The 12,799-nt window shown below is 37.4% G+C and carries 11 protein-coding genes; 3 read left to right on the top strand and 8 right to left on the bottom strand.

Features of this window, described 5'->3' with window-relative positions:
* Positions 1-221: 221 nt before the first annotated feature.
* The 6 genes from mbcS to refZ form a co-directional block, all read right to left on the bottom strand.
* Positions 222-1,808: an acyl-CoA synthetase MbcS gene (gene mbcS, locus QNH20_RS20440; RefSeq protein WP_283919800.1), complete on the bottom strand. Its 1,587-nt coding sequence runs from the start codon at positions 1,806-1,808 to the stop codon at positions 222-224.
* Between the two features lie 145 nt (positions 1,809-1,953).
* Entirely contained in the window at positions 1,954-2,157 is a 204-nt protein-coding gene (locus QNH20_RS20445; RefSeq protein ID WP_283919801.1) for an alpha/beta-type small acid-soluble spore protein, read from the bottom strand.
* Positions 2,158-2,255: 98 nt separating this feature from the next.
* The gene (thiI, locus tag QNH20_RS20450; RefSeq protein WP_283919802.1) at positions 2,256-3,461 is read right to left on the bottom strand and encodes a tRNA uracil 4-sulfurtransferase ThiI; all 1,206 of its coding nucleotides are present in this window, start codon (positions 3,459-3,461) and stop codon (positions 2,256-2,258) included.
* Complete coding sequence (locus QNH20_RS20455) at positions 3,462-4,604, bottom strand: cysteine desulfurase family protein (RefSeq protein ID WP_283919803.1); 1,143 nt, start codon at positions 4,602-4,604, stop codon at positions 3,462-3,464.
* A gap of 96 nt (positions 4,605-4,700) precedes the next feature.
* Entirely contained in the window at positions 4,701-6,389 is a 1,689-nt protein-coding gene (ezrA, locus tag QNH20_RS20460) for a septation ring formation regulator EzrA (RefSeq protein WP_283919804.1), read from the bottom strand.
* A gap of 404 nt (positions 6,390-6,793) precedes the next feature.
* A complete protein-coding gene (gene refZ, locus QNH20_RS20465; protein ID WP_283919805.1) occupies positions 6,794-7,426 on the bottom strand; it encodes a forespore capture DNA-binding protein RefZ in 633 nt (210 codons plus the stop codon).
* A 146-nt stretch (positions 7,427-7,572) separates the two neighbouring features.
* Between refZ and QNH20_RS20470 the strand changes: the two genes are divergently transcribed.
* Positions 7,573-8,055 carry a GAF domain-containing protein gene (locus QNH20_RS20470; protein WP_283919806.1) on the top strand — a complete coding sequence of 161 codons (483 nt, stop codon included), beginning with the start codon at positions 7,573-7,575 and terminating at the stop codon, positions 8,053-8,055.
* Positions 8,056-8,087: 32 nt separating this feature from the next.
* Here QNH20_RS20470 and megL read toward each other — a convergent pair whose 3' ends face one another.
* Together megL and QNH20_RS20480 are read right to left on the bottom strand one after the other, a co-directional pair.
* On the bottom strand, positions 8,088-9,263 hold the full coding sequence (gene megL, locus QNH20_RS20475; protein ID WP_283919807.1) for a methionine gamma-lyase: 1,176 nt from the start codon (positions 9,261-9,263) through the stop codon (positions 8,088-8,090).
* 95 nt (positions 9,264-9,358) lie between these two features.
* Complete coding sequence (locus QNH20_RS20480; protein ID WP_283919808.1) at positions 9,359-10,762, bottom strand: sensor domain-containing diguanylate cyclase; 1,404 nt, start codon at positions 10,760-10,762, stop codon at positions 9,359-9,361.
* Between the two features lie 472 nt (positions 10,763-11,234).
* Between QNH20_RS20480 and rpsD the strand changes: the two genes are divergently transcribed.
* Both rpsD and QNH20_RS20490 read left to right on the top strand, forming a co-directional pair.
* Positions 11,235-11,837: a 30S ribosomal protein S4 gene (rpsD, locus tag QNH20_RS20485; RefSeq protein WP_283919809.1), complete on the top strand. Its 603-nt coding sequence runs from the start codon at positions 11,235-11,237 to the stop codon at positions 11,835-11,837.
* A gap of 549 nt (positions 11,838-12,386) precedes the next feature.
* Positions 12,387-12,680: a hypothetical protein gene (locus QNH20_RS20490; RefSeq protein WP_283919810.1), complete on the top strand. Its 294-nt coding sequence runs from the start codon at positions 12,387-12,389 to the stop codon at positions 12,678-12,680.
* The last annotated feature ends 119 nt before the right edge of the window (positions 12,681-12,799 follow it).

The following is a 12,799-nucleotide window of genomic DNA, read 5'->3' on the forward strand; positions in this document are numbered from 1 at the left end:
CGGGCACTCTGAACCTTCCACAGTGACCGAGTGGAGCTTTTTTTCCCTTCAACGGGCACTCTAAACCTTCCACAGTGACCGAGAGAGGATTTTTTTCACTTCAATGGTCACCCTGAATCCTTCACAGTGACCAGGCGTGGACTTTTTCCCAAACGGCAACACAAAGACAAGCTTATAAAACAAGCAGACGGTAAATACCGCCTGCTTGTCTTTTCATAAAATTAAACTTGTTTCAGTGACTCCATTTCTTTTTGACGGAGTTCAATCCGACGAATTTTCCCAGAGGTCGTTTTTGGAAGATCTGTCAAATACTCAATTTTTCTAGGATATTTATATGGGGCTGTAAGTGTTTTTACATGTTCCTGTAAGGTTTTTGTCAACTCAGGGTCAGCTGGGTTGACATCGTCTTGTAAAACGACAAACGCTTTGACAATAAAACCGCGAATTTCATCAGGACTAGCGACAACGGCACATTCTTTTACAAATGGATGTTTCACGAGCGCATCCTCTACTTCAAAAGGCCCTATCGTATAGCCTGAGCTGATAATAATATCATCACCGCGGCCTTCAAACCAGAAATACCCTTCTTCATCCATTTTTGCTTTATCGCCTGTTACATAATAATCGCCGCGGAACTGCATCGCAGTTCTTTCCGGATCTTTATAATAGTTTTTAAATAAGGCAGGTGTTTCGATATGGACCGCAATATCTCCGACATCTCCGACGGCACAAACCTGCCCTTCGTCATTAATAATTTCTACTCGGTTTCCTGGTGTTGGCTTACCCATTGATCCCGGCTTTAAATCCATTCCTTTCGTTACACCAACAAGTAATGTATTTTCAGTTTGTCCATAGCCGTCACGGACATCAATAGAAAAATATTTTTTAAAGGTATTAATAACCTCACGATTTAACGGCTCACCTGCAGAAACAGCACTATGAAGGTTTGGTAATTGATAGTCAGCTAAATTGTCTACCTTTGCCATTAGGCGATATTCAGTCGGTGTGCAGCAAAGTACATTGACATCAAATTTTTGCAGCAGGCTTAAATATTTTTTCGGTTCAAATTTTCCGTTATATACCAATCCGGTACCACCTGAGCCAAGAACGGATAAGAACGGACTCCAAATCCATTTTTGCCAACCAGGGCTTGCGGTTGCCCATACAGTATCTCCATCTTCAATACAAAGCCATTTGGGTGCTGCTGTTTTTAAATGAGCAAAAGCCCAGCCATGTGTATGGACAACGCCTTTTGGATTTCCTGTTGTTCCTGACGTATAGGATAAAAAGGCCATATCATCTCGTAGTGTTTGGGCAATTGTGAAATCATCACTAGCTTTTTCCATTGCGGCATCCAGATGAATCCAGCCTTCTTCCTCTGCCCCAATTGTAAACTTAACCAGTGATTGTGTTTCGGAAATATGCTCAAATTGATCGACATATGGATAATAACTAACAACGGCCTTTACATCACCATGTGAAATACGGTACTGCAAATCTTTTTCCCTTAACATTTCCGAGCTCGGAATGACCACCATTCCTGCTTTTAATGCGGCCAAATAAACAACATAGGCTTCAATTAGACGAGGTACGATTACGAGAACGACATCGCCTTTAGTTAGTCCATTCTGGGTATAGACATTCCCCGCTTGGTTTACCTGTTTCATTAATTGTTCATATGTAACCTGTTTTGTTTCTCCTTCCTCATTTTCCCACTTTAAGGCAATTCTTTGCGGATCTTTAGCATAGCGCTCCATTTCAGAAACAAGATTATACTTTTCCGGTGCAATTAAATCTTTCCGTTTCATGGCTCTCCCCCTAAAATAATTTTTCTTATAAAATAATTATACAGAAATAAATAAAAATTTGGAAATATTAATAAATTTTCCTAAACAAAAAAGAGAGTGGGAGGAAACCCTCCACACTCTCTGTAGCCATCGTATTTATTTTTTATTAACGAGAAAATCCGCCACCCATTTGTGACTCAGCCATTTGAACTAGACGTTTTGTGATTTCACCACCAACAGAACCGTTAGCACGTGAAGTAGTATCAGCACCAAGCTGTACACCAAATTCTGTAGCAATTTCATATTTCATTTGGTCAAGAGCTTGTTGAACACCAGGAACTAATAATTGATTTGAAGTATTGTTTGCCATGTGATATCACCTCCTTGTGAGTATAGAATGTGTAGAACACTTGAGCTTCATTCTATAAACCAATTGGTAATTGTTCACAAAAAATTCAAATTATGCAATTAAAATAATGATTGAAATTCCGAATGCTGTTCGTCTTCTCGTTTAACGACAATGGTCTCTACTTCTTGAACCGCTTCTTGAATCATTGGTTCAAAATCAAAATAGCTTTCATAATGCTGCACTTTTTCTCTTTTCGGCTTTGTTTTTGGAGATGATGGAACAAAAATCGTACAGCAATCTTCAAACGGTCTATTAGATATTTCCAACGTATCGATTTCCTGAGCAAGTTTGATGATCTCCGTTTTATCCATTGTAATTAAAGGACGTAAAATAGGCGTATTTGTCACTTCATTAATTGCATACATGCTTTCTAACGTCTGGCTGGCAACCTGTCCAAGGCTTTCACCAGTAACAATTGCAAGACCTTCCTGCTTTTCCCTAATTTCATCCGCAATTCGAAGCATCATTCTTCTTGTCGTTGTCATTGAATAGTTTTCCGGGATTTGTTCGCGAATCGCTTGCTGAATATCTGTAAACGGAACAATATGCAAGGTGATCGAACTGTAAATATCCGCCAGCTTTTTAGATAAATCGATTACCTTCTCCTTCGACCGCTCACTTGTGAATGGCGGGCTAAAAAAATGAATTGCTTCAATTTCTAATCCCCGCTTCATTGCTAAATAGCCGGCTACAGGGCTGTCAATGCCGCCGGATAGCATAAGCATCGCTTTACCGCTTGAGCCGATTGGAAGCCCTCCAGCACCCTGGATCGTTTCACATGAAAGATAAATGGCTTCTTTTCTTACTTCAATCCGTAAATTAATATCTGGTTTTTTTACATCCACTTTAAGTTCTGGAATATTTTGCAGCAAATGACCGCCAATTGTGTGATTGATTCCGTCTGTATTCAACTCAAATGTTTTATCAGATCGTTTAGCTGTAATTTTAAAGGTTTGACCTTCATTGTAAAGAGTGCGAACTAATTCAAGTGATGCTTGCTTTAACGCCTCTACATCTCTTTCCACCTTTATGGCAGGGCTAAAAGATTGAATCCCAAATATATTCTTTAATTTTTCCATGATATCTATACCATTTTCACCATTTAATAACACATACATGCGATCCCGGCTTGATTCCACTTTAATATTTGGAAATGGTGAAAGCGCAATTCTAACACTCTTTCTTAATTTATCGACAAATTTATTGCGATTTCGGCCTTTTGTTGAAATTTCACCATAGCGTATCAGTATTCGATCATATTTCATTTAATCCATAACCTTTCGTAATTGGTTTGCAGTTTTTTTCATTACTAAAATAGCCTTTTTTGCTTCTTCTTCTGTATTATCAAATGACAGGCTTAACCTGATGGCACTTTCGGCTAAACTTTCAGGAACACCCATGGCAAGCAGTGTTTTACTTGGTGATTTCTTTTTGGAAGAACAGGCACTAGTCGTCGACACGAAGATCTCCTGCTGCTCAAGAGCATGGATAAACACTTCCGATTTCATTCCAGAAAGGGAAAAGTTTATTATATGGGGGGCTGAATTTTCGATGGGTGTATGGATCATGACACCTTCTATTTCACTTAGCCCAGTTCTTAGCATGCTCTGTATTTTCTTCATTCTTTCAATCCCTGTTTCACTTTTAACCATTGTCATCCTTAATGCTTTTGCCAGCGCAACAGCTCCGGCTACATTTTCTGTACCGCTACGCATCTTCCGTTCTTGATTACCACCTGAAAATAACGGAGCAAGTCTTGTCCCTTCACGAATAAACAGGACACCTGTCCCTTTTAACCCGTGGAACTTATGAGCAGAAAGTGAGCAAAGGTCAACATTACTCTCGTATAAGGACAAGGGAACTTTCCCAATTCCCTGGACTGTATCAACATGAAATAATATCTTAGGATGCTTTTTTATCATTTCACCAATTTCTTTAATAGGCTGCACTGTGCCAACTTCATTGTTCACCTGCATGATTGAAATGAAAATTGTATCTTTCCTAATCGCTTTTTCGACATCATCGGCACGAACTCTTCCGTTTTTATCAACAGGAAGATAAGTGATTTCGTAGCCCTCGTGTTCAAGCTGCTCCATTGCAGCCCTAACTGAGGCGTGCTCCACACTTGATGTAATCAAGTGGCGCCCTTTATTTCGGTTCAATAATGCCGCACCTTTTATCGCGATATTGTTACTTTCAGTACCACCAGAGGTAAAATAAATCTCAGTCGGTTTCACCGCTAATAGCTTTGCCACCTGTTCTCTCGCCTGTGATAAAAGCTTCTCGGCATGTCCCCCCATACTATGTAGCGAGGAAGGATTACCAAAATATTCACTGGAAACGGTTAAAAAGGAATCTAACACTTCTTTATATGGTTTTGTCGTTGCACTATTATCAAAATAAATCATTTAATCGCCTCCATCCAAAAATAAATCTTATCATAAGTATAATTAATTTAAAAAGAAAAACCGATTCGACCATTATAGGCTGAATCGGTTTCTCTTTTATTCCGTTACTATTGCCGTTTTTATTTTTTTCAACGCTTCCGGGTCTATTTCTTCAAGTGACGCAGCAGCCTGCTCTAATGCCTCTTGATAATTGTATTGTCTGAAGGCGATTTCCGCATCTGTTAATCCTTTGGCAACGGATGGATATTGACTCCTGTATCGATTTCCATACTGAATTGCTCTCTCAGCAAGCATAACATTCTCGATCAACTCAAAAGTTGTATTAACAAGTTTTTCAACCGTTAAAACAGCTACTTCTAAGTACTGATTAAGAGCAGAAATATTTAGCGGTTTTTCTTCAAGCTGGTAACGTACATTATTTATGCTCTCGTTTGCGTCCTCAAATAAATAATGATAATCTGTCGGCACACCTGGGACATTATTTTTCTTTACAAGACGTACAGCTTCACCAACCTTTTTGGTCAGCTCCATTATCTTTTCTCTTGCTTCGATTTCATCTTTCCTAAGTGCCTGGAGTTTAAGCGAAAATGCCTGCTGCTCCTCACAAATGATATCCAGCTGATCTTTTATTTCACTTAATTCTTCACTAAGTACCGTTTGTGCTGTTCCGTTAAGCTTTAATTTTTCAACTAAAATTTCATAGTGCTTATAAATCGTTGCAAGTTCTTTTTCAAGATTTCTTTTTGTCTCAAAGTCACTTTCCGATAACTGATAGCTTTGCTGAACCTGCTCTACCTCGTTAGAAAGGTTTTTATTGTCTTTTTGAGCTGAAGCGAGAAGTTCAAATGCTTCTTTTTCATACTTTTGCACATAATGCTTGGCGTGTACTTCTTTCTCCAAAAGGTCAAAGAGAATATCAATTCGATCCTTTACTTCTTTTACACCTTCTTCTGCTTTCTCAATTTCAGTTGTTTCAATTAAAGCAAGGTTTTCAGCTAGTTTTTCTTCCAAACGTTTTATTTCTTTCTCGACATTTATATGCTCTAAAAAATATTGCTGCTCAGCCATTTCACGGTATCCATCTAGACAATCAGATAATTGATTTGGCAGTAATGATTGACACTCAATTAATAGCTGTGGAATTAAATCCATATGTTTCTTTATGGCTCCAAGCTGACTATGAATCAGTAAAACTACTTCACGAGCTTCAAGATAATTGCCAAGCTCCGTTTTTTCATCAAAATCTTGAAATTTTTGCGCAGCGTCATTAAGCTTGTCTTCTAGATGTTTTTCAGCATTCCCAAAACTGAGCCTGTGAGCAAGGAGCATTTTTTTTGATTCTCTATATAACTCTTTTAACTCCTCAATTTCTACCCTATTTTTTTCTTCACTGCCGACCAGCTCATGTAACTCTTCCAATATTTTTTTTATCTCTTCCTCAGTTTCCTGCAACTTCGTATTAATCGCTTGTTGAACCTCTTTGGCTTTTTTGAATCGATATCGATCTATGTATTCCTCAGCATCAAAAAGCATTTCTTCTAAGTTAGGAAGCTCTACTGTTACCACATCATCCCACTGATTGCGCCAACGTTCGAAAAGCTCTTCTGTTTGGCCTGTCATATTTAACTGCTTTACTTTTGACATTTCATCAAGTATTGGTCGATTCAATAAATCGATTTTCCAAGCTTCCAATCGATCCATTTCTTTAAAATATTTTTTCTTTATTACATATCCCAATACAAATAAGGCTAGTAATAGGATGAAAAATCCAATGAAATATTTCACAAGTAAGCCCCCTATATCAAACAACATTGATTCTATTCAGTTCATCACAAATCTATTTAAAAAAAACTCTTCTTGTTCCATTCAATGCTTTTATGATACCATGTAACCGACAATTTTTGACTATAATTTTCAATTTTTTTGTAAAATATATAGAAAACTCGCCGATTGGCTGCTGTTAGGCTAATACAGAGGAGTAGTTGCACTAATACTGAAGGAAACTTCTACTTTCAAATAGGCAAAAAAAAATAGCGATTCCCGCTATTTTATCCGGTATATCGAGCGGCAGCACCCATATTAGATTAGAATTATCAAAAGCAAGATAGCTCTAATTAGGGAAACTGGCCATATGCACGATTGGTAACTAACAATTAGTTGAGGATGAATCTCTCCATTGATTGAAGTTTTTACTGTAGGACTGCGCCCTTTTTCATTGGCACGTCTGAACATAAAGTTTTATCAATCCACAAATGTATATCTTTTAAATACTTTTGCTCAAAAAACGGCTCATTTGGAAAGATATACAAGACCTCTCTCATATATTGGGTATTCATATACGGCATCATCAATAAGCTTTTTAGCTGTATGATTAAATAAGGGATTGAATGTGGACGAAATTCATTCCATTCAAAGCCTCTTTCAAAAATCATCTGGAAATAGTATTTTTCTTTAAGCGAATACGTTGACATGATTTCCCGTACAACTTGAGAATCCATGGACATTTCCCGGTAAACAAAACTGGTAAGATGAATATTTTCACTTTGATAATGGAGTAAATCAGCTACGATCCGCTTTAAGCACTCCTTTGCACCTCGATCAATGGATGCAAATGCTTCCTCAATCTTACGAATGTACTGTTCAAAAAAATGCATAAAGCAATATTCTAAGAGGCCTGGTTTATTATGAAAATGGTAGGCTATAGCTGCTGTATTTACCTTTGCTAAACTGGCAATATCCCTTATTGACGTTCCTGAATACCCATTTGAATTAAACAATGATATAGCGGCCTTCACAATTGCTTCTTTAGCATTTTTATTCATTTATTATCCCCCTTCAGGTATCCCCTTACATAATGATTCTTTGTGTCACATTTGATTCCTTTATGAAAATATCGACAAAGTATGCTCTTTTTCTTCTAATTTTGATAAAATACTTAGTAAACACGAAGAGATAGAGGGGAAATATCTTGTTTAACGTCGAAATGTACACAGGCAGTCGTGAAGAAAATTATGAGCTCGTAAAAAAACAGCTGCATGCACTTCTACACGATGAGCCAAACCAAATTGCTAATCTTAGTAATGCCTCCGCACTATTAAACCAATTTCTTGACCGTATTAACTGGGTTGGATTTTATTTAATGGACACCCTTGGGGAGCTCGTTCTGGGACCATTTCAAGGGCTTCCTGCATGTGTTCGGATTCCACTTGGCAAAGGGGTATGCGGTACCGCAGCATTGAAAAAAAAGACCATTCGCGCTGAGGATGTAAATCAATTTCCAGGTCATATCGCCTGTGATTCAGCCTCTCAATCCGAAATAGTAATTCCGCTTATAAAAGGGGATCAATTAATTGGAGTATTAGATATTGATTCTCCTGAAAAAAATCGCTTTGATGTGCTTGACCAAGAAAAACTAGAAGAATTTGTTGACGTTTTAATGGGACATATTTAAAGAAAGACTCGCAAAGCTGACGAGTCTTTCCTTTAAATATTTTGAAATGCCTGATCCAAATCTTCCTTAATATCCTCCCATGCTTCTAGCCCTACAGAGAGGCGCAGCAAGGTATTTTCGATCCCCATTTTTCTTCGTTCTTCCTCTGGCACAACCGCATGGGTCATTGTAGCCGGATGTTGAATTAATGATTCGGCATCGCCAAGACTAACGGCGATTTTTATTAATTGTAATTGATTCATAAACGTTTGTGCTGTTTCCTTTGTGCCTTTTATTGAAAAAGATATGAGTCCGCCTGGTGTTTTCATTTGTTTTTTCATAATAGCATAATCCTTATTTTCAGGGTCGCCAGGATAATAAATATAATCCACTTTAGGATGAGTTTTAAGATATTCAAACAAATGCTTGGCATTTTCCGAATGACGATCCATTCGTACTGGAAGGGTTTTTATTCCTCGTAATAGCAGCCATGCATCAAATGGGGATATGATCCCTCCGATATCCTTCTGTGTTGTTTTTGATACTTGCCCAATAAAATCCTTTTTTCCTACTGCCATCCCAGCGATCACATCGCCATGCCCAGAAATATATTTCGTTGCACTATGAATGACAACATCACACCCAAGGGTTAAGGGGGTTTGCAAATATGGTGAACAGAACGTATTATCAACCACAACAGGAATACCTTTTTGCTTTGCTACCTTTGCTACCATTTCAAGGTCGACTAGCTTCATTGTTGGGTTAATCGGGGTTTCGATGTAGATACAAGCTGTATTGGAAAGGATTACATTTCCCAATGTTTCCACTGAGTCCATTTGAGAAAAATCATGTTCAATTCCATATTTCTCTTTCAATAACTCCATCAGCCCAAAGGTACATCCATACACACCTTGTGAGCAAAGGATATGATCTCCTGTTTTTGTTAAGGCCATTAACACCGCACTCACTGCAGCCATTCCCGACGAAAAAGCTAAAGCTGCTTCACCGTTTTCAAGAGTTGCCATCCTATCTTCCAATATCTTTACTGTTGGATTCCCTAAGCGGGAGTAAATGTATCCCTCTTCCTTCCCAGCAAACCTATTTTCGCCTTGTTCTGCATTTGCAAAGGTAAAAGTCGAAGTTTGATACAACGGAGGGACTAAACTTCCTTGATGTTCCTCCGCTTGATAACTATTATGGATTACTTCAGTTTCAAATCTTTTTTTCATGCGGGTACCCCTTTCTGACCGTAAACGCTTTCAATATTTACTCTAGATTATGATAATTAAAGATAAATCGTTAAGGCACCCGGAAAAACGAGTGCCTAGCTTGCCCTAATATTGTCGCTTTGGATCACAACTTTGTTCTTTCCAGTCTCTTTTGCCTTATATAACGCTTCATCTGCCCTTTTAAACAAATATTCATAGGAATCGGGCTTTTCGTTATTCCAATAGGAAACACCACATGACACCGTTATATGCGGTTCAGAGCATTCAGATACCTTTTTTACTAACCGGTTTGCTATGGCCACACCTGTATCTAATGGAACCTTAGGAAGGTAAATGGCCAGTTCTTCACCACCCCAACGGGCACCAACATCATTTTCCCGAATGTTGCCTCTAATGAGGTTTGCTACTTGAATAAGTACATCATCACCAATTTGATGTCCATGTTTATCATTTATTTCTTTAAAATTATCAATATCAAGGAGTATAAAGGTTCCTTCCTCATCCTTCTTCATGGATTGCTGAATTTTTTCATCCAAAAACTTTCGCGAATGGAGCTTTGTCAAATGGTCAGTGGTAACCATTATTTTTAATTCTTCTCTCAGCATAGAGTTTGTTAACGCTAATGATGAATGATGTACAAGTGACTGAAGAAGCTTAAATGACTCAAAAGAGAAGAAATAAGGACTTTGATGAATAATTATGCAAAAACCTTTAAATTTTTTACTGACATTCACCGGTACAGCCATGACTGAATAATAGCTTGTTCCACCATTTTTTTCAGAAAGGTTTAGATCCCCAATAAATAGTGGTTTGTTTTCTTTTTGTAATTTTTCTCTTATGTAGTCAATGTAGATACGAGCCGGCCTTGTGAAAAAGTAAGAAGTTGATCCAGGGAGAACCTTCGCTTTTGCTTGATTACGGGAAAAGAGAAAAAAGCCAACCTCTTCCACATCAAAAGACGCTTTAATTTGTTTAGACATAAAGTCAAAAGTCACAGCCAACGGCTGGTTAGAATTTAGTTGGTGAGAAGTTTCGCTGATTAAATGCAGGTCAGAAATGGTTCTTAGTGACTGTTGATAAAGCTGGGCGTTTTCCAACGCTCCTCCTGCACATCCTGACAATAAAGTAATAAATTCTACTTCATTAGCGGGAAATTTTGAAGTATCAGGTGCAATCACCTGTAAAACCCCATATACCCCCTGTTTGCCTTTTAATGGCGCATAAAGAATAGCATGCTGCTCAACATAAGAACTTTCAAATTGAACATTACCTGAAACAAATGCATTTATGGCCATAATATTTTCACTATCGTATTCTAGTTCAATAATTCGGAGGTCGCTACGGCTGTGAGTATTCGTTGAAAGAAGCAAGTAATAGGAAAAGTTTGGATATACTTCTTTCAGTGTAACGGATAATTCCCCTAATAAAACATCCATATCAAGGGACGAATGAAGTTTTTCCGCTATTTGAAATAACTTTTTATATTTCACATCATCCACTATTAAATCTCCTTCAAGAGAATGCATTTCAAATTTTATTGGTTATAATTCCAAATATATACATGGTACCCTAATTATAGATAATTTTGGGATGCTTTTGGAATATTTTTTCAAAAAATATATTATTTTTTTCAGAATGATATTTTTTAACTGGGATTTTAGTTTTCAAAATAAACTTGACTTAAAAGGAATAAAAATTATATAATACTCTTTGTGTAAAATATTGCAGCCTATGTGAACACTGTAGTAGTTTCATTTTGTTCCTCACAAGAAAAGCGTATGGCAACCGCTGATCGGCGTACACTAGCCGATGGCGCCTGAAGCTGGATAATTCTAAAGTCTATATCTTGGGATGGTGCATCATGTAACCCTTAGCTGCTAGGGCGAAGGTGTATGAAAACAAAATGGCTTTATTGATGTTTCATAACGGTTTTTATTTTACCAAAATAAAAACACGAAGGAGGAGTCATTCATGGCTCGTTATACCGGCCCAAGCTGGAAATTATCCCGTCGTCTTGGAATCTCTCTAAGCGGCACAGGTAAAGAATTAGAAAAGCGTCCTTACGCTCCTGGACAACATGGTCCAAACCAACGCAAAAAGCTTTCTGAATACGGATTACAATTACAAGAGAAGCAAAAGCTTCGTCATATGTATGGAGTAAATGAGCGTCAATTCCGTAACCTTTTCGTTAAGGCTGGCAAAATGAGCGGCGTTCACGGCGAAAACTTCATGATTCTTCTTGAATCACGCCTTGACAACTTAGTTTACCGTTTAGGTCTTGCTCGTACTCGTCGTGCAGCTCGTCAATTTGTAAACCACGGACACATTTTAGTTAATGGTTCTCGTGTAGATATCCCATCATACCGTGTAACTCCTGGTCAAACAATCAGCGTTCGTGAAAAATCACATAATCTTGATGTTATCAAAGAAGCAATCGAAGTAACGAACTTCATTCCTGATTACTTAACTTTCGATGCTGACAAATTAGAAGGTACTTTCACACGTTTACCAGAACGTTCTGAACTTGCTGCTGAAATTAACGAAACATTCATCGTTGAGTTCTACTCACGTTAATGGATTTGCTCTGTAAAGAGCATCCACAAAATCCCTAGAAACTTTGTTATTACAACGTTTCTAGGGATTTTTTATTTTATTCTGCTTTGTAGGATAATGTATTCTCCCCCAACGATACTGTCGAGGTTTTGAAGGACATTTTGGGAATAAACTCCTAAAGTCATCCTTGCAATCGTTAAGGCAGTTTAACAGCGATATACACCCAATGAATACCATACTCTACCAAAAGTCTTATCAATACTGTACAGAAATTTTTGTCCCTGCTGCAATTAATATATCCCAGGTCCAAATAGCTTTATTAATCTCCTCCTAATATTTTTTGTTCCCCCTCGGGCTCTCCCTTTTACGTTCTGCGCTTGGCTTTGTTACTTTTACAAGTTTTTAAATTTGGTTTGATTATATAGGAAAGATAAAAAGAGCTCTAGAAGGACTCTAAAAAATTCTTACTTTTAAGTTCTTATTAAGCTATTGTTAAGATTTAGTCTTTATCATCTAAAAAATAAAGTTATAGATTATAATTTAAAATAACAAACACAGAGGTGAATGTTTATGAGAAAATCAGTTAAAACGGATCAACAAATCAGATTCATACTCTCTTTAATTAAAGAAAATACTGATCATTATGAAACTCAGGCAGATAAAGTCAATAAATGGATTAAAATGTCCATTCTTTCTTTAAAGCAAACAGACATCTCTCTTTTAGAAGAGCTACGCGACGAATATTACCAAAAAGCTTCGGCTCAAAAACAAACTGCAAAAGAGCTCCAAAAAACTTTAGAAATGTATTATGATAATCAAAACTATTATCATTTTTTAAACGAGCATTCTTATATTAAAACCTGATTAATAAAAAATCCGACTGTTAATTCAGCCGGGATTTTTTATTTTTTTGGCATAATGAACCATTTGATCAGAACAATTTGGTCTAGTAGCCCTCTCTGTGCTTGTAAAACTTGGTACAC

This window comes from Neobacillus sp. WH10, assembly GCF_030123405.1.
Classification (GTDB): Bacteria; Bacillota; Bacilli; order Bacillales; family Cytobacillaceae; genus Neobacillus.